At 41.8% G+C, this 21,108-nt stretch carries 22 protein-coding genes; 7 read left to right on the top strand and 15 right to left on the bottom strand.

Annotated features, from left to right (window positions below; translation table 11 throughout):
- Positions 1 to 2 precede the first annotated feature (2 nt).
- Positions 3 to 284 (top strand): DUF427 domain-containing protein, encoded by a 282-nt coding sequence (locus HRT75_RS01320; protein ID WP_291182203.1) that lies wholly within the window; start codon positions 3 to 5, stop codon positions 282 to 284.
- Here HRT75_RS01320 and HRT75_RS01315 read toward each other — a convergent pair.
- Positions 281 to 1,363, bottom strand: a complete 1,083-nt coding sequence (locus tag HRT75_RS01315) for an aminotransferase class V-fold PLP-dependent enzyme (RefSeq protein WP_291182202.1) — start codon at positions 1,361 to 1,363, stop codon at positions 281 to 283. The two genes, HRT75_RS01320 and HRT75_RS01315, sit on opposite strands and share 4 nt — an antisense overlap.
- Before the next feature lie 50 nt (positions 1,364 to 1,413).
- Here HRT75_RS01315 and HRT75_RS01310 point away from each other — a divergent pair, with 50 nt between their 5' ends.
- From HRT75_RS01310 to fabD, 3 genes are read left to right on the top strand one after another with little or no spacing between them, the layout of a single operon-like run.
- A complete protein-coding gene (locus tag HRT75_RS01310) occupies positions 1,414 to 2,286 on the top strand; it encodes a dihydrofolate reductase (protein WP_291182201.1) in 873 nt (290 codons plus the stop codon).
- A gap of 1 nt (position 2,287) precedes the next feature.
- Complete coding sequence (locus tag HRT75_RS01305; protein WP_291182200.1) at positions 2,288 to 3,130, top strand: fructosamine kinase family protein; 843 nt, start codon at positions 2,288 to 2,290, stop codon at positions 3,128 to 3,130.
- 32 nt (positions 3,131 to 3,162) lie between these two features.
- Positions 3,163 to 4,050, top strand: coding sequence for an ACP S-malonyltransferase (fabD, locus tag HRT75_RS01300; RefSeq protein ID WP_291182199.1), 888 nt, complete (start codon positions 3,163 to 3,165; stop codon positions 4,048 to 4,050).
- A gap of 10 nt (positions 4,051 to 4,060) precedes the next feature.
- Here fabD and galE read toward each other — a convergent pair whose 3' ends face one another.
- Both galE and HRT75_RS01290 read right to left on the bottom strand, forming a co-directional pair.
- Positions 4,061 to 5,086: a UDP-glucose 4-epimerase GalE gene (gene galE / locus HRT75_RS01295; RefSeq protein ID WP_291182198.1), complete on the bottom strand. Its 1,026-nt coding sequence runs from the start codon at positions 5,084 to 5,086 to the stop codon at positions 4,061 to 4,063.
- A gap of 3 nt (positions 5,087 to 5,089) precedes the next feature.
- Positions 5,090 to 6,247, bottom strand: coding sequence for a DegT/DnrJ/EryC1/StrS family aminotransferase (locus HRT75_RS01290; protein ID WP_291182197.1), 1,158 nt, complete (start codon positions 6,245 to 6,247; stop codon positions 5,090 to 5,092).
- Positions 6,248 to 6,344: 97 nt separating this feature from the next.
- Here HRT75_RS01290 and HRT75_RS01285 point away from each other — a divergent pair, with 97 nt between their 5' ends.
- Positions 6,345 to 7,601 carry a glycosyltransferase N-terminal domain-containing protein gene (locus HRT75_RS01285; RefSeq protein ID WP_291182196.1) on the top strand — a complete coding sequence of 419 codons (1,257 nt, stop codon included), beginning with the start codon at positions 6,345 to 6,347 and terminating at the stop codon, positions 7,599 to 7,601.
- On the opposite strand, the gene HRT75_RS01280 is transcribed toward HRT75_RS01285, so the two are convergent.
- Both HRT75_RS01280 and HRT75_RS01275 read right to left on the bottom strand, forming a co-directional pair.
- Entirely contained in the window at positions 7,578 to 8,246 is a 669-nt protein-coding gene (locus HRT75_RS01280) for a DUF2461 domain-containing protein (protein WP_291182195.1), read from the bottom strand. The genes HRT75_RS01285 and HRT75_RS01280 overlap by 24 nt on opposite strands.
- The gene (locus HRT75_RS01275; protein ID WP_291182194.1) at positions 8,239 to 9,012 is read right to left on the bottom strand and encodes a LexA family transcriptional regulator; all 774 of its coding nucleotides are present in this window, start codon (positions 9,010 to 9,012) and stop codon (positions 8,239 to 8,241) included. Before HRT75_RS01275 ends, HRT75_RS01280 begins: the two co-directional genes overlap by 8 nt.
- Before the next feature lie 222 nt (positions 9,013 to 9,234).
- Between HRT75_RS01275 and HRT75_RS01270 the strand changes: the two genes are divergently transcribed.
- On the top strand, positions 9,235 to 9,588 hold the full coding sequence (locus HRT75_RS01270; RefSeq protein WP_291182193.1) for a hypothetical protein: 354 nt from the start codon (positions 9,235 to 9,237) through the stop codon (positions 9,586 to 9,588).
- Between the two features lie 74 nt (positions 9,589 to 9,662).
- Here HRT75_RS01270 and HRT75_RS01265 read toward each other — a convergent pair whose 3' ends face one another.
- From HRT75_RS01265 to HRT75_RS01250, 4 genes are all read right to left on the bottom strand, one after another.
- On the bottom strand, positions 9,663 to 10,334 hold the full coding sequence (locus HRT75_RS01265; RefSeq protein WP_087523356.1) for a response regulator transcription factor: 672 nt from the start codon (positions 10,332 to 10,334) through the stop codon (positions 9,663 to 9,665).
- Between the two features lie 195 nt (positions 10,335 to 10,529).
- Positions 10,530 to 11,213, bottom strand: coding sequence for an aquaporin Z (gene aqpZ / locus HRT75_RS01260; RefSeq protein ID WP_291182192.1), 684 nt, complete (start codon positions 11,211 to 11,213; stop codon positions 10,530 to 10,532).
- Positions 11,214 to 11,339: 126 nt separating this feature from the next.
- Complete coding sequence (locus HRT75_RS01255) at positions 11,340 to 13,400, bottom strand: sensor histidine kinase (protein ID WP_291182191.1); 2,061 nt, start codon at positions 13,398 to 13,400, stop codon at positions 11,340 to 11,342.
- A 138-nt stretch (positions 13,401 to 13,538) separates the two neighbouring features.
- The gene (locus tag HRT75_RS01250; RefSeq protein ID WP_291182190.1) at positions 13,539 to 13,937 is read right to left on the bottom strand and encodes a hypothetical protein; all 399 of its coding nucleotides are present in this window, start codon (positions 13,935 to 13,937) and stop codon (positions 13,539 to 13,541) included.
- 444 nt (positions 13,938 to 14,381) lie between these two features.
- On the opposite strand from HRT75_RS01250, the gene HRT75_RS01245 reads away from it, so the two are divergent.
- A complete protein-coding gene (locus HRT75_RS01245) occupies positions 14,382 to 14,759 on the top strand; it encodes a VOC family protein (protein WP_291182188.1) in 378 nt (125 codons plus the stop codon).
- 39 nt (positions 14,760 to 14,798) lie between these two features.
- On the opposite strand, the gene HRT75_RS01240 is transcribed toward HRT75_RS01245, so the two are convergent.
- The 6 genes from HRT75_RS01240 to HRT75_RS01215 all read right to left on the bottom strand — a co-directional run bounded on the left by HRT75_RS01240 (position 14,799) and on the right by HRT75_RS01215 (position 21,101).
- Complete coding sequence (locus HRT75_RS01240; protein WP_291182187.1) at positions 14,799 to 15,071, bottom strand: hypothetical protein; 273 nt, start codon at positions 15,069 to 15,071, stop codon at positions 14,799 to 14,801.
- A gap of 33 nt (positions 15,072 to 15,104) precedes the next feature.
- Entirely contained in the window at positions 15,105 to 15,347 is a 243-nt protein-coding gene (locus HRT75_RS01235) for a hypothetical protein (protein WP_291182185.1), read from the bottom strand.
- 348 nt (positions 15,348 to 15,695) lie between these two features.
- Positions 15,696 to 17,051 (bottom strand): ATP-binding protein, encoded by a 1,356-nt coding sequence (locus HRT75_RS01230; protein WP_291182183.1) that lies wholly within the window; start codon positions 17,049 to 17,051, stop codon positions 15,696 to 15,698.
- Between the two features lie 178 nt (positions 17,052 to 17,229).
- Positions 17,230 to 19,269 (bottom strand): LruC domain-containing protein, encoded by a 2,040-nt coding sequence (locus HRT75_RS01225; protein WP_291182181.1) that lies wholly within the window; start codon positions 19,267 to 19,269, stop codon positions 17,230 to 17,232.
- Between the two features lie 159 nt (positions 19,270 to 19,428).
- A complete protein-coding gene (locus HRT75_RS01220) occupies positions 19,429 to 19,890 on the bottom strand; it encodes a hypothetical protein (protein WP_291182179.1) in 462 nt (153 codons plus the stop codon).
- A 20-nt stretch (positions 19,891 to 19,910) separates the two neighbouring features.
- Positions 19,911 to 21,101, bottom strand: coding sequence for a glycosyltransferase family 2 protein (locus HRT75_RS01215; protein WP_291182177.1), 1,191 nt, complete (start codon positions 21,099 to 21,101; stop codon positions 19,911 to 19,913).
- Between the last annotated feature and the right edge of the window lie 7 nt (positions 21,102 to 21,108).

Below are 21,108 nucleotides of genomic sequence, written 5' to 3'. Positions count from 1 at the left end.
TTATGAAAGCCATTTGGAATGATCAAATCATCGCAGAAAGCGATAATACAGTTGTAGTTGAGGGAAATCACTACTTCCCACCTAGCGCAATCAAAAGTGAGTTTTTCAAAGACAGTCAAACACATACTACGTGCCCTTGGAAGGGAGAAGCCAGCTATTACAGCTTAAGTGTAAATGGAGCAGAGAATCCAGATGCCGCCTGGTATTATCCGAATCCAAAAGACGCGGCTTCTGAGATCAAAGATCACGTTGCTTTTTGGAAAGGGGTAAGCGTTATTGACTAAGCTTTGGCAATGAGTTGCAACAAGCTGTCCAAATCTTGGGTGGAGTTGTAAAAATGAAAACTTACACGAACACCATCTCCTCGTAAAGAGGTGAGCACACCTGCATCTCTTAACCGATAGTAATCATCAGCATTCAATTTCAAATTAAAGATCGACGAATGCATTTCACGATCGCCCAGATGTTGGTCAATTAAACCGCGCTCTAAAAAGGCTTCCATCGCATTCGCCTTGATTGCTTGCAAGGCATTGAAGCAATTATCAGTCCCCAATTCTTGAACAAATTCAATGGCTTTAGCCACACTGCCGTGGTTCAAGGTATCGTGATGCCCAGGTTCAAAAAGTCGATTAAAAGGAGCGTCTTCTCGCTCAAAACTCTTGTACTCCGTGGAGTTAAAGCCTATGACCTTGGGATATAGTTTTTCCTTGGCCACATCCTTGACAAATAGCAAGCCATTGCCGTAACCCGAAAGCATCCACTTATAACAACTCCCAATCACAACATCCAAAGGAGAATTTTGAAAATCGAAAGCTTCTGTACCTAAAAACTGAGTGCAATCGGCTACAAACAAGGTGTTGGGATAGGCGCGCTTTAAATCAGAAAGGAAATCAAAACTCAAACGAATACCGCTGATGTATTGAATCAAGGAGAAGGCAAAAACATCTGGAGCTTCCGCCTCAAAAGCCTCTTGAATATTCTGCTCCAAATTCGCATCAATAGCAACATAGCGGTGTGGAAATTCTCGGCGTTCAACGGGCCAATTCAAAGAAGGGTAATCCCCACGCAGCATTAAGAAACGCATCTTAGGGTCAAATCCGTCTAACAACGTATTAAATCCAAAAGTAAAATTGGGAATCAAAGCAATGTCATCCATAGACGCTCCAAAGTAGTTACTCACCTTTCCTCTGATATCTTCAATGAGGATTTTATGATCATCTCTAAAAATGCTTCCCTGACTCAAAAAGTCTTGATCATGCTGACTTCGCCACTCAATGACGCGCTTTGGAATAAGTCCCGACGAGGCAGTATTTAGGTAAGTGAATTCTTTTAAAGGCGGAAATTGATTCTCAAAATCTATCATGACAGAACCGGCGTATTTTTGGTAACTTTGATCTTATAAATGTAGCGAGAATGTTTTCAAAATCCAGTAAAAAACCGCAGTTAGATCAAGACCAAATAGCGCAGTTTGAATATGCCTCCAAAAGGATTCGTCAAAAGAAGCGCTTGTTCGCCCATTTTGTGGTCTTTCTTATTGGTTCTTTACTGATGGTGATCCTCAACAAGGGATTGGGATATGGAGAAGAATTCATGACGGATTGGTTTGTTTGGGTGATATTGGCCTGGTTCTGTTTACTGCTTTACCATGCTGCAACCGTATTCATTACCAGTAAATTCATGGATAAAGAATGGGAATCTAAACAATTGGAAAATCTAAAGGCAAAACAGGAGGCTAAACTCGCTGAATTAGCAGCTTCTATTGACACGGGTGCACCGAGTCCGGACAAAGGAAATCGCAGCAATACCGTGACCATGATCGCCGCAGCCGGAGCCAACAATGAATTGGGCAAGGACAACGATTTGGTTTGGCATCTTCCGGTGGATTTTAAACGATTTAAAACCCTCACTACAGGACATCACATAATTATGGGAAGAAAGACCTTTGAGTCCTTTCCGAAACTACTGCCTAATCGCATACATGTAGTGATCACCAGAAACCCTGAATACAAAAATTCCAACTGTATTATTGTTAATTCTGTGGAACAAGCCCTTGAGGTATCTGCACATGACGCTAATCCATTCATTATTGGTGGTGGAGAGATCTACAAACAAGCAATTCCGCATGCAGATAAAATAGAATTGACCCGAGTACACGGAGCTTTTGAAGCAGACACCTTTTTTCCAGAGATTGATGAGCGCATCTGGAAATTGGTGAACTCAGAAAAACACCCCAAAGATGAGAAGCATGCTTATGAATTCGTCTTTGAAACTTATTTGAGAAAGTAAGATGTTTGGCGCGGAGCTCAAAGCTTTAATTGAAAAGCAAACGGGCACCATAACAAATTATACACCTCTTTCTAGCGGAGACATTCACTTGGCCATAAAGCTGCAAACGGACAGTGGCCCTTGGGTATCTAAAATTGCTACGAGTCCACTTAAAATTAACTCCTTAAAGGCAGAACTCAAAGGTTTAAAACTATTAGCGAGTACGCGAACTTTTCAGATCCCGGAATTAGCTGGCGAATTCACAACTCCATCAAGCACTGCTTTAGTAATGCGCTATGTGGAATCCACCCCTACCCATCACTCTTTTTGGGAGGCCTTTGCAGAACAGTTGATCCAACTACACAGTCATACTCACCGTAATTTTGGTTTGGATCACGATAATTTCATCGGTTCCCTACCCCAACAAAATAGCTGGCAACACAATGCGGTGGAACACTATATTACAGACCGTTTGGAGCCTCAGATCAGATGGGCGCATGATGCTGGTTTTCCACTTAAAACTGCAGCCTTTTTCAAAAATTTAGAACAACTTATTCCAACACAAAAGCCAGCATTGATACACGGCGATCTTTGGAACGGCAATTATTTAGCTGGAGCTAAGGGCCCAGTTTTAATTGATCCAGCGGTTAGTTATAGTGTTGCACAGATGGATCTGGCAATGATGGATCTCTTTGGAGGTTTTCCGGATCTGGTTTTTGAACACTATGCCAGCAGATGCGAACTGCCTTCCGATTGGCGGTCACAGCTGGATATTTATCAATTATATTACTTGTTAGCACACCTTAACTTATTTGGAAACAGCTATTTAACAAGCGTTCAACGCATCCTTACCAAATACAGCTAAAAAGCGTATTTTTACCGCCAAATTCAACCACTATGAAGGCATTTTTATTTCCAGGACAAGGGGCTCAATTCACAGGAATGGGTCAAGATCTTTATGAAGCATCTGCTGAAGCTAAAGCACTTTTTGAATCTGCTAACGAGCAATTGGGTTTCTCCATTACCGATATCATGTTTACAGGAGATGCTGAGGCTTTAAAGCAAACTAAAGTAACGCAACCTGCGATCTTCTTGCACTCAGTTATACTGGCCAAAGTAATGGGGAATGATTTTGCTCCAGACATGGTAGCTGGACACTCTTTAGGAGAGCTTTCTGCCTTAACAGCGAGCGGTGCTTTGAATTTTTCTGACGGATTGAATCTAGTTTCTAAACGCGCTTTAGCTATGCAAGCCGCTTGTGAGATTCAACCTTCAACTATGGCTGCCGTATTAGGACTTGAAGATGCAGTGGTTGAAAATGTATGTGAGCAAACTCCAGGTATTGTAGTTGCTGCTAATTACAATTGCCCAGGTCAATTAGTGATCTCAGGAGAAGTACCCGCAGTTGAAGCTGCCTGTGAAAGCTTGAAAGAAGCTGGAGCCCGCCGCGCTCTGATGTTACCTGTTGGTGGAGCATTCCACTCACCACTTATGGAACCCGCGCGTGAGGAACTGGCTAAAGCTATTGAGAACACCAACTTCAAATCACCGATCTGTCCGATCTATCAAAACGTGACCGCAGCCGCAGTGACTGATCCGGAGGCTATCAAATCGAATTTGATCAAACAGCTTACAGCTTCTGTGCGTTGGACGCAAAGCATGCAACAGATGATTGCTGATGGCGCCGAGACTTTTATAGAAGTTGGCCCAGGTAACGTACTACAGGGATTGATCAAAAAGATCGATCGCAGCAAAGAAACTCAGAAAGCCGGGATTGCTTCTTAATTTGAGTTGATTATTTAGAACGGATTTTCTGCTCCCATTTCCAAGCAGAAGACAGTGCGTCTTCATTACTGAATCGCGCTTTCCAACCCAGGACTTCATTGGCCTTTTTGGTATCGGCATAAACAGCGATTACATCACCTGGCCGTCGGTCTGTGATTCGATGTGGCAAGGGATTACCACTAACAGATTCAAAGGTTTTGATGATGTCGAACACAGAACTTCCTTCTCCCGTACCCACATTGAACACCTCAAAATTGGTCGTGTTCTTTTGCTCCAGCAATCTACTTAGGGCAATCACGTGCGCCTCAGCCAAGTCAACCACGTGAATATAATCGCGAATGCAACTACCATCGGCAGTTGGATAATCATCTCCAAAGACCTGAAGCTCTTCTCTAAGTCCTGCAGCTGTTTGTGTAATGAATGGAACTAAGTTCTGCGGTACTCCCAAGGGTAATTCGCCTATTTGAGCAGAATCATGAGCTCCGATCGGATTGAAATAACGCAAAGAAATAGCCGTTAATCCGTATGCATCACAACTATCCACAATAATTTCTTCACCCACTTGTTTAGTGTTGCCATATGGAGAGGCCGCGGGTTGTACCGGAGCAGACTCATCAATAGGAAGTTCATCAGGTTGCCCATAGACGGTACAAGAGCTGCTAAAAATAAAATTCTTGATATTATGTTCTACACAACCTTGAAGTACATAAACCAAACCCGAGATATTGTTTTCGTAGTATTTTAAGGGGTTGGCGACGCTTTCTCCTACCGCTTTGCAAGCAGCAAAATGAATGAGCCCATCCATGTCTGAATGTTGGGCAAAGTAAGCCGCCGTAGCATTTTTGTCTCGTAGATCTAATTTGGTGAAATGTGGTTGCTTTCCACTGATTGCTTCAATACCTTCTAAAACGGCTTCTGAACTGTTGGAACAATCGTCCACAACAAAAACCTCAAAACCTGCGGCTTGCAAGCAAACCACCGTATGGGATCCAATATATCCTAAACCTCCTGTAACCAGTACTTTTTTAGCTGCCATAGATTAATTGTCTACAAAGTCTAATACTGTTTTTGTGATAAAATCGATCTGCTCTTGATCCAATTCGGTGTGCATGGGCAAAGAAATTACTTCTTGACAAAGTTGATTCGTCACGGCAAAATCTTCTTCCCGATAGCGATCATCTTGGTAAGCTTTTTGACGGTGCAGGGGAATGGGGTAATACACACCACAAGGAATACCTTTCTCGTTTAGGTGTGCTGCAAGTGCATCGCGTTTTCCATTGGTCACCCTGAGGGTGTATTGATGAAAAACATGGCAATCGCAGCTATCACAGACCGAATTAGAAGCATCACACTTACCTGTTGGGGTCACCAAGTGGGGACTACCCTGGAAGGCAGCAGTATATTTTCTAGCGGTATCGCGACGTGTATTGTTGTATTTATCTAGGTGAGGTAATTTGGCACGAAGAACTGTAGCCTGAATGGAATCCAATCGGGAGTTAACCCCTACTACATCGTGATGGTATCTCTTGTACATGCCGTGGTTTACAATGCCTCGAATAGTGTGAGCCAAGTCATCATCATTAGTGAAAATAGCTCCACCATCTCCATAGCATCCTAAGTTCTTGGAAGGAAAGAAAGAAGTGGTGCCTACATGGCCAATAACTCCTGTTTTGGTTTTAGTTCCGTCCTTAGCCGTGAAATTAGCACCTATGCCTTGAGCATTGTCTTCAATCACATAAAGATTGTGCTTTTGAGCTAATTCCATAACAGCGTCCATATTCGCGCAAAGTCCAAACAAATGTACAGGGACAATAGCCTTGGTCTTTGGTGTAATTGCCGCTTCTATTGCTGCTATATCAATATTGAAATTCACAGGGTCAACATCGACTAAAACGGGTGTCAATTGTAAAAGTGCAATGACTTCCACCGTTGCTGCAAAAGTGAAATCGGCCGTAATGACCTCATCTCCCGGTTTTAGACCAAGACCCATCATGGCGATCTGCAAAGCATCTGTTCCGTTGGCACATGGAATCACGTGTTTGGCACCGAGATAATTCTCCAGTTCTTTTTGGAAGCTGTGGACTTCAGGTCCATTTACAAAGGCCGCTGAGGCCACAACATCTAAGATAGATTGGTCTACCTGAGTTTTGATTTCCTGATACTGACCTTGTAGGTCGACCATTTGAATTTTCTTCATTTTTGACGGTGTGAATTAGCTTAACAATATTACGAAATTACACGGGCCTTAGCAATCTATTTGAGCAAAGAAACGTATTTTAGCCTGAGGTAATTCAATGCGATCTATCTACAACATATTGACCCATTTAGGCAGTCCCGTTCTAGGGGTGCTAGGACTTTTCAGCCCCAAAATGAGGTCATTTGTCAACGGAAGAAAAGGCTTATTTGAAAATTTAGAAAAGCAAATGCCCGCCTCTGGAAAAGTGATTTGGATGCACTGTGCCTCTTTGGGCGAATACGAACAAGGTGTTCCCGTGCTGGAAGCCCTTGGCAAGACCTATCCAGAAGTGACTCGGGTGGTCAGTTTCTTCTCGCCATCTGGCTATGAGGTAAAGCATAAAACTGCCCTAGCAGAAGTGGTTACCTATTTACCGCTGGACACAAAAGCCAACGCCCGACGATTTTTAGATATTGTAAATCCAGATCTGGCCATTTTTGTCAAATACGAGGTTTGGCCAAACTACTTTTTTGAGATGGAGCAACGCAAGATTCCTAACTTGCTGATCTCTGCCCTGTTTAGAAAAAATCAGTCTTTTTTTAAACCACAAGGAGGCCTGTTGCTAAAGGCGCTAAAGACAGTGGATCATTTATTTGTGCAGAATAGAAACTCACGAATAATACTTCAACAACACGGTTTTGAAAACATCACCCAAAGTGGCGATACACGCTTTGACCGAGTTTCCAGGCAGATCGAACAAGACAACACTTTGGATTTTATGGAGGCTTTTTGTCAAGGCAAAACTACCTTGGTCATAGGAAGTAGTTGGCCCGAGGATGAAGCCGTTTTTAAAGGATTCCTCAAATCCCAAACTGGCCGTAATATTAAAACGGTTGTTGCTCCGCACTCCATGAATCCAAAAGGCATTGAGCGTTTACATCAAGAACTGGGAACGTCGGCGGTTCGCTATACCCAGGCTTCCAAAGAGGAGCTGGAAAAAGCGCAAATCCTGATCTTGGATACCGTGGGATACCTGACAAAAGTATATAGTTATGCAGATATCGCCTATGTTGGTGGAGCCATGGGATCAACCGGCTTACACAATATCTTAGAACCTGCCACTTTTGGAGTCCCTATTATTATAGGACAAAATTTTGACGAGTTTCCAGAAGCGATTAAACTGCTAGATCTGGCAGGCCTTTACGCAATAAACTCCGCCGAAGGCTTTACAGAGATCATCACTAAAATGTTGGAAGACCCTAAATTCCGTTCGCAAACGGGCATGATCTGCGAGCACTATATCAACAGCAATACGGGTGCTACTAGAACCATCATGCAACACCTTGACGAACTATACGGTGACCGCTTGGTTTAGATAGCGCCTAAAGGGAAGCATCTCTTTATAAATACGAATCACCTCTTTATTAAAAACATCTTCAAAAAGAATTTTGTGAGGCAATTGACAACTCACGGCAAAGGCTTTGCGTTTCAATAGATCTATCTGCGGATGGTCCTCTGGGAACCCCTTTGGGGCCCGAATTAACGAATCGGCTTCAATGAGCGCACCAAACTGTTCCTTAAACGTAGGTTTGTTCAAGATGGCTTGCAGACGTTCTCCGTCATAATCAATGGCTTGTCGTATACTGCGCAATGATTTGGGATCTGGATGCCAGTAGCCTCCCCCTATAAAAACATCTTGAGTATTAATCTCAACATAAAAGTCTCCTTGTTTGCTGAGTTGATCCAAACCAGCTCCAAAATGATCCTTATAAACGGGCCGGTTGGGATGAAACATCAAATTATTGTTGATTCGATTGATGGCCTTTTTACCCGGAGTATCATAATAATTGGGATCTATCTTAGCCAACTCGATATTCATCATATCTAACCAACCCACGTAAAAATCACGCACCCTTTGATACTCTTTGCGGTTTTGATCCATCCAGGCTTTGGAGTTGTTTGCCTGTAGTTTTCGCAAAAATTCAATAAGGCTCTCAAAGCCTTGCCCTTGATTATTCATCAGCTTGTAATCTATTGATCTGTCCTTTGAGTTCGTCCATGGAGTCTTGCAATTGTTGCAGTAAACTGTTGTTTCCATCAGACTCTAAACCAAAACTGATCTTACTGTTAACCAGCCACAGTTCTTGAATGGTCTGCACAGGAACATCTATGGGAAGGTAAGCTGCATTTAATGAAACCAAACGTACCTTGGCGGGATCTGGGAGTTTTTCTAGTTTTTTGACCAAAACAGAATCTTGAAGCACAACAATGTAGATCTTGTTATTTGTAGCTTCACCGAGATCACCAACCGAACGCCCTAAAACCCATTCGTTAGGTCTAATATTAGGCAACATACTGTCTCCTTCTACTTGGAAACCGCGATAGGTCGCGTTGCGATATTGGGGCAAGGGTATGGAGAATGCAGGCAAGGTCTGCACCCATTCTGGATCACCCACATTTTGCGGATAGCCCGCGGCCGCACGTTGACTTACTAATAGTATATTCTCTTGATCGGCATCATTCACAGTAATGACCTTAGGCATAACAGAAACACCCTCCGGAGATAAATATTGCGAGAGACTTTTTCCGTAGAGCCATAAAGGATTGATTTGAAATTGCCTAAGCAGCTCCATTACAACAGCTCCCGAAAGCTTGGTTTTAGCTCTTTCAATGTCTGCTGTGGAATTACTGATTCCTAACTTTTGAGCAAATTCTTGTTGGGTAAATCCTAATGATTCTCGCACCTTTTTAAAGCGAATAGCCGCTGTGGATAAATTCTGTTGCATGCCTCAATTTAACGATAATTTTGGAAATATTCCAAGTCATGGGAATATCTCCTAACCTTTAATTTGTCGGCGTTTTGAAAAATCGATAAAAAAGCAGTCAAATACTGTAGAAAATCGATAAAATGCACGTCTTGGGTGAGTATTCCATAAATTGTTAGAAATTTGTTAAAATGTTAAAAAAAATGGTACATTTGGTTCTTTAATCACTAATCTAGATATATCATGAAGAAGTTATTTTTAGGCGTATTTGTTGTGCTTATGGCTGTTTCTTTCACCTCATGTAGAGAAACTGAAAAGAAGGCAGAAGACGCTGTAGAAAATGCTGCTGAAGCTGCAGGTGATGCTGCTGATGCTGCTGGAGAAGCTGCCTCTGATGCTGCTGATGCAGTTGAAGATGCTGCCTCTGACGCTATGGATGCTGCTGGAGAAGCTGCTGGTGACGCTGCGGATGCCGTTGAAGGTGCTGTAGAGGATGCAAAAGACGCTGCTGACGGTGCTGTTGATAGCGCCAAAGATGCCGTTAAAGGAGCTGCTGACGCAGTGAAAGATTCGGTAGATGACGCAGATGGAATCTAATACTATTTAAGTAACCATCAACAAAAAAAAGGACTGGCGCTTGCAAGTCCTTTTTTTTATGCCTGAATTTTTCTTTATACGAATCCGCGTCTGCGAGCCTCTTCAATCAAGACCTCATCATTGGCCGATTTGATATCAAACAGTTCTTTGATGTGATTCTTACGCTTTTCAATGGCGCTTAAAGAAAGGTTGATATAATTGCTCAGATTCTTGGTTTGCACTCCTCTTGAAAGGTGGTATAGAATCTGAAGATTCTTTTGATCTAAAGAAAAATCATTACTGATCATTTTTCTAAAGTGGTTGTTCACCGTGGCGCTGTAATACGTGCGACCATCAGCTACTTCTTCAAAGGCTCGGCTCAGCTCACTGGAGGTGAGATCACTTTTGATCAGGAAACCTTCTGGATTGATGTTCTGCAAGATGTTGTGAATGCGTCCATCCTCATTGTGCATGGTAAGAATAATGACTCTGGATTTTGGGTGTAGCTGTCTTAAGAGTATCGCCACATCCACTCCGGAGGTCAATTTACCATCTTTAGAGGGCGGTAATTTTATATCGATGAGTGCCACGTCATAAGGCTTCTCATTTCGATTCATTTTGATGGCCTTCGCCGCATCGTCACAATTAGAAACCACATCGATCATCAAAGTGTACTGTTCGTTGAAGTTGTCGTACAGGGTGTTGCGGTATCCTTCGATGATAATTGGGTGATCATCGACCATCAGAACATTTAATTTAGTCTTCATAATGGAATCAATTATTAGGAGTCATCTTGTGGATTCTGTATTCGATTTTTTTAACGAAAATCGATCGCTATTGTTGCTTCTACAATATACCAATTTTTAAGCAATGATAGATTTACTTATTTACCGTAATTCCTTCACGTTTTAGCAATAAAAAAGGAGCTTAAAAGCTCCTTTTTAAGTCGTTTTGCGGAACACTTAATCATTTCCACCAGAGAGCCAACGGTATAACAATCCTCCAACTATTGCTCCTGCAATTGGAAAAAGAACAAAAACCCAAAGTTGACCTAAAGCCCAATCGCCAACAAATGCTGCTTGACTTAAACTACGGGCTGGATTTACCGAAGTATTGGTCACTGGAATGCTGATCAAGTGAATGAGCGTCAAAGCCAAACCAATAGCCAAGCCTGCAAACTTTGAAGCTGCATTCTTGTGTGTAGCTCCCATGATAACCACTAAAAAGACCAAAGTCAAAATAAATTCGGTAAGCATCCCTGCCTGCATGGAATAACCGCCTGGAGAATATTCCCCATATCCATTAGCGGCAAAGCTTCCAATCTCGGAACCGTTACCTGTAACAATCACATAGAGCGCCGCAGCAGCGATCAATCCACCCAAACATTGGGCAATGATATACGGCATAACATCTTTGGCAGAAAAACGACCTCCTACCCAGAGTCCAATGGTAACTGCGGGATTCAAATGCGCCCCAGAAATATGACCAATTGCATAAGCCATGGTCACAACGGTCAATCCAAAGGCCAAGGACACTCCTAAAAATCCAATTCCAACATTTTCAACGCCGGCTGCCAAGAGTGCAGACCCACATCCGCCAAAGACCAACCAAAAGGTTCCTATGGCTTCTGCTACGAATTTTTTCATAATAAAAAGTATTAGTTAGTAAGTCTAAGTATATGATTATTAAATGAAAAGACAAAAAGTCCGCCCTGTTTTAAACCCACTAGCAGACCAAAGGTGGAAAAACCCGATAAAACGAAATGTTTTGATTTAAACAAGGAAATCTACAGTGATCTGCGTGCCTTTGCCTTCCTCACTTTGAATGCGAAGATTACCTTCAATTTGTTTCACACGAGATTTGATGTTCTTGAGGCCGATACCACGCTTGACTTTGCTAGTATTCATCCCAACTCCGTCGTCTTCAATAGTTAGACGAACCCCATTGACCAGTTGGGCAAATTGAACAGAGATCTCATCTGCCTTCGCGTGTTTCATAATGTTCTGAAGCGCCTCTTGAATGATTCGGTAAAGGTGTACCTTTTTGTCGTTGGACATCTTTTCCCATTCGATCATATGATCGCTATTGAGCTCAAAATCTATATTGTGAATGGTACATTGATCACGCAGAAGTTTCTCGATCGCATCCACATACATCACCTCACTGTTAAAGGCGCTGGCGTTCAGTTCGTGAGAGATGGATCGGATCTCACTCTCTATATTTTTGATCTCTTGTATATAAGATTGTCTAATACCGACAGATTTATCATCTACTTTCGCATTCAAGCTGTCCAAACTCAATCGAGCTCCAAACAGCTTACTCAAAATCCCGTCGTGCAACTCTTCTGAGATCCGCTGCTTTTCTATCTGCTTCCCTTCTTCCAGCTTTACTTTCTGAGAGAGCATCAAACTGTAGATCTCTTCATTGGCTTTCTGCTGATCCGCTTGGTAGCGCAACTCCTTGCGGTTGGCCCTACGTTGAATGAAAATATACCCCAACAAGGCAAAGGCAATTAAACTCAACAGTACCAACTGCAGCTGTTTATTGGTTTGGATCACGCGGTTGCGCTCATCCTCCAAAACGTCGGTTTGAAATCGCAGGCGCGCAAATCGATCCTGGAAAGAACGTTCAGCCTTCTGTAAACTGTCATTGATCGCAATAAAGCGGTTGTTATAGTTCAGCGCGATCTCTGGGGCCGAGTTCTTAGCCAACAGTTGCAAAGATTCTTGCTCCCCGCGCTGATACCCGATCTCTCTGGCCAGCGCCAGGGCATCCTTTGCATAAGTATGGCTTACCGAAACGGAATCTATCATTAAATAGTACTCCGAAAGTCTCAAATAGCTCTGTACTTTTCCAGACTTATCAGAAATGCTATCTCGGAGTCTGAAAGGAATCATAAAAGCCTCCGGATATCCCTGCTCTTTTCCACCCAATAGTTGCGCGTAGGCTTTATTATCTAGAAGCTTGGCATAAGTGATGGGGCGCTGGTAATACAAACTGTCATTGTCCAGTCCTTCATTGAAGGTCTCTATGGCCTTTTCATATTGCCCCATATTGGTATAAACAATACCGAGATTGTTGAACGAGCTCGCCTCTAAGGCAGGATTGCCAATCTCTTTGCGGTACTCCAAAGCCTGATTGTGGTACTCAATAGCCAGGTCATACTTTTCGGTATCCTTAGCAATGATGCCTAAGTTGTTGTAGGCTGATGCGATCCGGCGCTGCTCTCCTTCCACACCCTCTAAAAATTCCAAGGCTCTTACGGTGCTTTGTTCACTGCCGATATAATCCTTCTGATTCTTTTGAAGAATCGCCAAGTTGAGTACCGATCGACCCGCATTTATAAAATCTCCAGAAAGTCTGTAGAAACGCTCGGCATAGTAGAACTTGTTTGCCGCACTGTCAATTTGATCCTTGCGCAAATAATACAAGCCCAGATACCAATGTGCCTTTGCAATGCCCAGAGTATCACTACCTGCAACAGCGATATCTTGTAGATGTTCGGCAGAAATCCTGGCCAATTCATCACTGCGATAACGCAGGCTGTTTCGCGCAACCGAATCCAACACCAACATTTTTACAGAGTCGTTTTGGATCAATCCGTGCAATCTATAGGCCCGTAATAATTGAGATTTTAGTACAGTTCTGGGCTGATCGCCCACGGCCACCTCGTCAATAATGGAGAGTACCGAATCTTGTACTGTGTTGGGAACTTCTGCACCAGCAGGCCCCTCGTGTTTACAAGAAACTATAAAATAGCAAACCATACCCATCAGGCTGATGAGTATGGCTGTTTTCTTTATATCGGATAAATACAAGTTACGCGGCCTCATTTCGAGACCCAATATAACCGATTATGCCTTTGGATTCAAACCAAAAAACACAAATCTCCTGTTTCTGAGGTCCAGAAATCAAAAGTCAGCAGCAAAGCCACTGACTCACTGCGGGTAAAACCGCAATTGCCGGTAAAATTATCCGCGGCTGTCTACGTCTACGTAGTCGTCGTCATCATCTGTTTGAGATGATCTTCCGTCTACATCAACGTAATCGTCGTCGTCTGTTTTTGCTTTCTTACCGTCAACGTCAACATAATCGTCGTCGTCATCGGTTTGAGCTGACTTTCCGTCTACGTCCACGTAGTCGTCATCGTCGTCTGTTTGTGCGCTCTTTCCATCTACATCTACGTAATCATCGTCATCGTCTGTGGCGCGTTGATTCGTATCGCTGTCAGTAAAGTCTTCTGTAGCTTCAAGCTCAGAAACACTCACACTAAAATTAGCTTCCAGAGCTTCTTCTACGGGTTCTGCTTCACAAGCAAAAAATAGGAAGCCCAAGGCGCAAATGGGGAACAATAGTTTTAAGCGATTCATCTTAAGTTAGGTTTTTAGTTAAACGTTGTTACTAATCATTATTATAAATCGGCCGTAATCTTTCTATGAATAAAGATTGCAGCCCCAAAAATCTTTATGCGACACCCTTCACTAGATGCCAAAAAAAACTCTGATCCTCAGTCTTTTACATAAAGACCAGGACAGTTCTTTGTTTTAAAATGTCAAGTGTGAGGTCGGTAATTTTTCAGAAACTTCGTACAGTTTCTGTCAAATAAAACCACGCTTCCTTATGCGTAGTTTCCTACAAATATAAATAAATTTTTAACTATTGTACGAAATTTATTACGGTTTTTCTGTAATTCTTACAAATCGCTACTCGCCTAGAGGAGGTCACATTGTCAAATTTTGGTGTTAACTTAGATGGATTTATTGATCGCCGCAAACGGTAATAACCACTATTTATAAATTCCGCCTACCACTAATATGAACCTCAATCAAGTAACAGTTCCCACTAACGACATGGAGGCCAGCGCACGTTTTTACGAGCTGCTTGGATTAAAACTGATCGTTGATGCCGCACCGCGTTATGTGCGTTTTGAATGCCCAGATGGTGACAGCACCTTTTCCATACATGAAATTGATGAATTGGGAGTTGGGGAAGCTCCAGTGATCTATTTTGAAACTGCAACACTGGATATAGAAGTTAAGCGCTTGCAAGACTCCGGACTTAGTTTTGACCTCTTGCCTACAGACCAGAGTTGGGGATGGAGAGAAGCTCGCTTACAAGACCCTGCAGGAAATAAGGTAATTTTATTCTGGGGTGGTGAAAACAGAAAGAATCCGCCTTGGCGGGTGCAATAAAAAAGCAGCCCGAAGGCTGCCTTACTTATCTCAAATTGATCAATTCCAAAGGTGAGTAACTCCAAAGTTGATATTCTCTGGATTTATTCGGAACGTCAAACTATTGGAAACATATTCCCTCCCGCCAGATTCTGTAGTCTTTCTACGAGAATAGGCAAGGGCTCCTAAGTTGGCTTGGATCAGAAATTTTGGAGACAGGCTGTAGACAAAGCCTGGAGTGAGTCCAAGCCCGTAAATTGAGCTATCCTGTTCGCTAGTGATTATTTCTGGGTTTGCAGATCTAAACTCTATATCGGAGATCTGATAATTCAAACTACCGGTAAGGCTAAAAGCAAACTTTTGACCTTAAGCCATATACCTTTTTACAAAGGCCGAAAATCCGTAGCCATTGGTAATAGTTTGGTTCCCACTTTCTGTATTGAGTATCGACTTGTCTTTACGGTATTGGTAGTCCAACCCTAAACCCGCGACCCAATTATCGTCAAAGGCATAGCCAATATTAGGGCTGACAAATAGAAAGAAACTGTCAAGATCCCGTTGGTCACTATCGGCCTCGGTGACATCCGCAGCATTCCAGAAAAGACCCAAATTTCCTCCTAGTTCCCAAGTCCTTGGCTAATAGTAAAACGATCGTCCTGATTTTGAGCATAAGCAGTTGTGGCCAGCACAAAGGCCAGTAGCAGTGTAGTTTTTTTCATAATCAATGATTTTAGTTAATATGCCAAAGCAAGCTCCAAATGTTGTGCCAGAGCACAATGACAAGGGAAAGATTAACAAATCATTGGTATCGCATTATGTTAAATTATAATTGCTTCCGTCTTATCATTTCATAGCATTATTTAAGAAATGCAAGGAGTCTATGAATTTTTAGAAGAAAGACATTGAAGAACGCATGGTTCAAGATTTAATCGGCCTTATGGAGAAGATTTTATAGAATCAGGCAGATTCAGAATGCGATAAGGTATAATGCTCATCTCCAAGCATTTGAAATTGCTGTGGGATCGTGAAATAAAAAGTAGCTCCGTGAGCGGGCTCTGACTCGACAAATATTCTACCTCCGTGGCTTTCAACAATCTTCTTTACCACAGAAAGTCCAATCCCTACGGAGTCTACACCCTCTTTCAAATCAAGGGTCTGAAAGAGCTCAAAGATCTTCTCATGATAACAGGCAGCTATCCCTGGACCGTTATCTGAAACATAGCATTTGTAACCGCCTTCATATTTTTCCGCGCCAATAACGATTTCTATGCATGCTTTATCGTTGTACTTGATTGCATTACTGATTAAATTCTGAAAGATCTGAAGTAGTTCCGACCGTGGATATAGGATTTGCCCGAATTCTCCCCGAATACTTATTTTACAGTTAAGGCTTCTATTCACCGCTGCGATTTTTTCCAAAAATTCGGAAAAACATATAGAGTCGACCTGATTTTCATCGTTCACAGTCAGTAAAGAATAATCTAAAACCCCTTCAACAATTAAGTCCATTTGAGTGACTTGTTCTTTCAATAATGCCAGATGTTCTCTACTAGATTCACTTAAGTGAATATCATCTTCATCCATCCATTCCACCAGAGAATGCATATTTCGCAAGGGACTTTTTAGATCGTGAGAGACTACATAAGCAAAGGTTTCCAATTGTTTATTATTGGCAGTCAATAGCTTATTTTGCTTCTCTATTTCTATGAATTGATTATTAATCTCCTTTCTGAGTTTCTTTTGTAAGTGTCGAGCCAATCGCTTGTAATTAAACCAAATAGAACTGGACAAAGCCAACATGCTTGAATTCACACCGTAAGCCATTAAAATTGCATAGCGAACCGTTGGCTCCACCTCTACTACAAAAACACTGATACAGACAAGGATGGAAGTTATGATTGCATAGATCAATCTTCTCCATATACCTTGAATCAAAGTATAGGCAGCACCAACAAAAAATGTTAGGGTGGACAGAACCATGTCCATAGAAAAATCATTGAGCATTCCCACATACAACAAATACATCTGGAACAATAGGGCGGTTCCAAAAAGGATGTTGTCGTAGTGCTTTCTGGAGGATTCAATATACAGTGGAAGAACACCCGTAATTAAAAACAAGCTGGTAAATACCAATTGACCATTTATAGGCTCAATCAGACTTGGGTTATGCCATTTTATAATAAAGAAGTAACAAAAAATGACTAGTGCAAAGGCAAGCATCCAAATATTGTTGCTTTTCATACTCAGCACTTTACGCGCACTTAAGTCCGCATAGTGCTTCAGGCCTTCTACATTATTTAACCAATTTGTCATTGATTTAGCGAAGTAAAATTGATTCCTTTTTGCTCATCCTTAAGAACTTAGTCTTGTGGTCACAAGACTAGGCCCCTAGGAAGTAAAAATCCAATTTCTAATCCGTTCAGCCAATCATGAAATCTGAAACGAAGGAGTTTTATCGTTCAACCAAACCTAAGTACTACAACGAGTACTTTTAATTGTCTAACAGACTTGTATTTCTATAGCCTGGATTGTCTTTATACCAATCTGTATAATTGTTTCCGCCAGAAGACGCCCAATTCACAAAATGATTGTATGCACGATCTATAGACACAGACTCTTTAGGAACTTTAAAGTCATGAATAATACTTATCGCCCAAGGCAAACCTGTGTCAGAAATATAGTCTCCATCTGGATCTGCGTTCACACCAGAGACTTCAAAGGTCTCTTGTGCTAAATTCGTTTTATGCCTATAGGGTAAATGAACTTCGCGTTCACGTTCACCGTTGACTATGATGAATGGATTAAAAGGCGCGCTACCCAAAACAGTTGTTGCTATTGGGCTAGTGAATCGTATGGTTATTGTTGTCTCAGAGGTGAAATAATCTGCGTCATCGGTCAAAATGATCACCGCATTATCCTGATTAGCTTCTGTGCCGTTGGGGTTCAAGGTGATATAATCTTTGGTCATGACCGTACCTGATACACTCTCAACCATGTCTGGAGAAATTCCTTCAATTTCAATACCTACACCATTATTGAAGCCAGCTCCATTGGATTTTACATACCCAATGAGATCTAATTGCACCGCTTTGTTTTCTGCATTCAAAATTACAATCGCTCGGTAACTGTAGGCCATGTCATTGAAATCATAATCTCCGCGTGAAGGCCATAGATCCTCAAAAGCAAAGGTTCCTGTACCGTATTTACTCGGGGTAAAAATTTCATAAGCCTTGTCCGCATCATCCGGAAAAGTGTCAAAAATATCAATTACGCCATCTCCATCAGTGTCCGTTTCGTCAACGACATCACTAAACACTTTAAAAGTGGTTAGATCATTGATTGTGCGGCCAAAATTAGTGTCATTTCCTGCACTTGCACCATAACGCACTTCCCATCCGCCAGTAGTGGTATCCATAATAATCAGATCGGAATTGCTGCCATTATCGGCCAACCAAAGTTCACCATTGAAATCAATGGTCATTGAAGTTGGTTGGAAAGGTAAGTTGTCTGCACTGATTCTATAACTGTCGTAGTCATCATCAGCATCGTTGTATTCTATTCTATAAAGGCCTGAGAATGTGCACAGGTAAATGGTACCGTCTGCCGCAAAATCTAAATCTCCGCCAGTACTGTTATGTAGACCATTTATTTGCCACTGATCAACAACTGTTGCAGTATAGGGATCAATGGTAAATAGTCTTCCCTGATTGTCTGAAAAATACAATAGGTTGTCGTCGGAATTATAAGCTAAACGAGGTCCACCCATTCCAAGATCCCCAACAATGTCCCAATTTCCTGTAGCAATAGAATATCTCATTAGAGGATGCGGATTGCTACGTCCAATGGAATACATATATCCATTGTCTTGATCTACTGCCGCCGTCCAACTACCCATTGGCATGTCTGATAGATACGTCATCTCACCAGTATCACGATCCACTTGGAAGTGTTCTCCAGAACCGTTCACGCAAAACAAATATTCTTCAACTACTGTAGTTGTTTCTCCAGTCTTTGCAACGCCAGAGGGCACGTAAAAATAATTTACTTCTCCGTCTACAATGGGAACGATCTCAGCAGAAAAATTTAAGTTTTCATTTCTTCTGATGTAAAGGTTTGAACAAAACTTGGGAATAGTGATGGTTTGTTCAATTTGCCCACCTTGAACCACTGCAGTAAGAATCTGTTTGTTGATCACATCATTTCTGTAAACTACCTCAGAGGCGGGTTCTCCAGTTTGATCCTCATACTCTTCAACACCTACAAGGTAGGGTTCATCTACATAGGCAAACACATCATAGCGCGCATAGGCAGCATCTGTAATCACCAATTTAACCTCTCGGTGTGTACTGTAATCAAATCCTTCTGGAATATTGATTGAAAAATTGTCATCGGTATTGGTATTACCATTACCTGTTTCTGTTGTCCCTTCTTCATCAGGAATTTGCTCAATTTCTGGTGTAGAACAAGAGAACGTACAGCACAAAATCGTTAAGACAGTCAAAATCCGCATTGCTTTCATATCAATAATCATAATAAGGTAGTTTTGATGTGAGGTTGGTTAGTACGTTTTGCCATAAAAATAAAGGTTGCTAGGCCCTTATTTACGGCAATTCTATAGGGTTTCACATTGCAACGTTCAATTGCAAAAAAGTGTCGATAAGTCGTTTTTTTAGCCTAGTGTAAATCCAGTCTAAACTTCAAAATTGCTCGGTTTTGAAAACAACTCCGACATTTTTATAGATACGTACTCATTACTTCTTGAAGCCTTGATCTGCGAGGTGCCGAATGCATTATCGACATGATTAAAAAGCATGTGGCCCTTCTCAGCTATGGCTTCCAAGATTTTTACCAAAGAAATACCTTCTGTGTTGGTAATAATCCCGAGTACGGATAAATTGAAATTACTTGTCATAAACCGGGTTGCTGCCTTTATCATGGCATGGTCCGATTTACGTTGATTGAGATTGATCACGTTAATTCGAGGCACGTCAATCCCAATATCTTGCAATACCTGCGCGGTAAGGTTATCGCTATTGTTGTTGACAACACAGATCTCCATGTTATCTGGAACTTGGCATTTCTTATAAAACACCTCTCGGTCAATAGGTTCGAGGGTATCGTAATAGTTTATTATTACTCCTATTTTCATCATCTTCTTCTACATTTGTATTCTTAAGCAGCGCGTTGGGCTCTTTCCCAATTCACTGACTGTTCTTTTTTCAAGTATCTGAATAATCCCATGATCACAGAATAATTCATCATCATAAAATAATAAGGCACAAACAACAGTTTTATTCTTAACTGTTTGTTTTCCTGAACATAACCCACAATGGCTGCCACATAAAAGAATGCTTGAGACCAGAATAAGAATGACCAGAGGTTAGGCTCCCAAAGTCCAGCATTTTGCGCAATGACCGTTAAAATTGGGATCATGGCAATAAGACATAGTGGGGTAATTGTCCATCGCAATACCCGATGGGAAATATACTGGAAGGACAAGGTCTTGTATTTAAAAATATTCAAGAGCGCTCTCAAACGAACAACGGATTGAATTCCTCCGGCTGATATTCTGATCTTGCGCTTGAGCTCTTCTTTCACATTTGCCGACGCCGATTCAATCGCATAGGCCTCTGGGTCATACTGAATGGTATATCCTTGTTTGGCTACTCGCAGAGAAATAATAAAATCGTCCAGGATGGTATCGGGCTCCACAATATTATAGAGTGCCGTTCGAATAGCGAAAAGCTCTCCAGCTGCTCCAACTACAGAATAAAGTTCTGCATCCAACTTTTTTAATGTAGACTCGTATTTCCAGTATAAGCCCTCACCTGCACCAGCTGCATCATCCTTTGATTTGTCAAATATTCTCTTTTCTCCAGAGACACAACCCACTTGTGGGTTCTGAAACTTTCGAACAATACGTCGGATGGATTCTTTCCCTAACATGGTATTGGCATCACTAAACACCACTATCGGAGTATCCACCATCGGCATTACACGATTCATGGCGTTGATCTTGCCTAAACGCTCATCTCTATGGAATACCCCTACGCCCTCATATTCACGAACGCGATCTGGCGTATCGTCATTAGAACCGTCAGTAACCCAGCATATTTTGAGTTTGTCTTTGGGGTAGTCCAACTCAAAACTATTCTTCATTTTCTGTGCGACATAGTCGCTTTCATTATAGGCCGGGATCAAAAGGGTGACTTCTGGCTCATATTCTGAATCTTGTAATTCAGGCACTGGTTTAGAGAATCGTCTTTTAATGACCACCATTAGGTAGAGTACAATTCCATAGCCTACATAAGTATAGAATACTACGGCCAAAAGAATCCAAAAAGTAAGTTTAAGTGTTTCCATGGGGTTA

Source organism: Gilvibacter sp. (assembly GCF_013214815.1).
Taxonomy (GTDB): Bacteria; Bacteroidota; Bacteroidia; order Flavobacteriales; family Flavobacteriaceae; genus Gilvibacter.
The sequence above is the reverse complement of the archived record's forward strand: the minus strand, read 5'-3'. Positions and strand labels throughout refer to the sequence as shown.

Coding starts and splice junctions, on each gene's coding strand:
- HRT75_RS01245 (WP_291182188.1), top strand. CDS start 14,382: ATGAACCTCAATCAAGTAACAGTTCCCACTAACGACATGGAGGCCAGC.
- HRT75_RS01280 (WP_291182195.1), bottom strand. CDS start 8,246: ATGAATAATCAAGGGCAAGGCTTTGAGAGCCTTATTGAATTTTTGCGA.
- HRT75_RS01265 (WP_087523356.1), bottom strand. CDS start 10,334: ATGAAGACTAAATTAAATGTTCTGATGGTCGATGATCACCCAATTATC.
- HRT75_RS01315 (WP_291182202.1), bottom strand. CDS start 1,363: ATGATAGATTTTGAGAATCAATTTCCGCCTTTAAAAGAATTCACTTAC.
- HRT75_RS01290 (WP_291182197.1), bottom strand. CDS start 6,247: ATGAAGAAAATTCAAATGGTCGACCTACAAGGTCAGTATCAGGAAATC.
- HRT75_RS01255 (WP_291182191.1), bottom strand. CDS start 13,400: ATGAGGCCGCGTAACTTGTATTTATCCGATATAAAGAAAACAGCCATA.
- galE (WP_291182198.1), bottom strand. CDS start 5,086: ATGGCAGCTAAAAAAGTACTGGTTACAGGAGGTTTAGGATATATTGGA.
- HRT75_RS01225 (WP_291182181.1), bottom strand. CDS start 19,269: ATGATTATTGATATGAAAGCAATGCGGATTTTGACTGTCTTAACGATT.
- HRT75_RS01215 (WP_291182177.1), bottom strand. CDS start 21,101: ATGGAAACACTTAAACTTACTTTTTGGATTCTTTTGGCCGTAGTATTC.
- HRT75_RS01220 (WP_291182179.1), bottom strand. CDS start 19,890: ATGATGAAAATAGGAGTAATAATAAACTATTACGATACCCTCGAACCT.
- fabD (WP_291182199.1), top strand. CDS start 3,163: ATGAAGGCATTTTTATTTCCAGGACAAGGGGCTCAATTCACAGGAATG.
- HRT75_RS01305 (WP_291182200.1), top strand. CDS start 2,288: ATGTTTGGCGCGGAGCTCAAAGCTTTAATTGAAAAGCAAACGGGCACC.
- HRT75_RS01285 (WP_291182196.1), top strand. CDS start 6,345: ATGCGATCTATCTACAACATATTGACCCATTTAGGCAGTCCCGTTCTA.
- HRT75_RS01310 (WP_291182201.1), top strand. CDS start 1,414: ATGTTTTCAAAATCCAGTAAAAAACCGCAGTTAGATCAAGACCAAATA.
- HRT75_RS01250 (WP_291182190.1), bottom strand. CDS start 13,937: ATGAATCGCTTAAAACTATTGTTCCCCATTTGCGCCTTGGGCTTCCTA.
- aqpZ (WP_291182192.1), bottom strand. CDS start 11,213: ATGAAAAAATTCGTAGCAGAAGCCATAGGAACCTTTTGGTTGGTCTTT.
- HRT75_RS01320 (WP_291182203.1), top strand. CDS start 3: ATGAAAGCCATTTGGAATGATCAAATCATCGCAGAAAGCGATAATACA.
- HRT75_RS01275 (WP_291182194.1), bottom strand. CDS start 9,012: ATGCAACAGAATTTATCCACAGCGGCTATTCGCTTTAAAAAGGTGCGA.
- HRT75_RS01230 (WP_291182183.1), bottom strand. CDS start 17,051: ATGACAAATTGGTTAAATAATGTAGAAGGCCTGAAGCACTATGCGGAC.
- HRT75_RS01270 (WP_291182193.1), top strand. CDS start 9,235: ATGAAGAAGTTATTTTTAGGCGTATTTGTTGTGCTTATGGCTGTTTCT.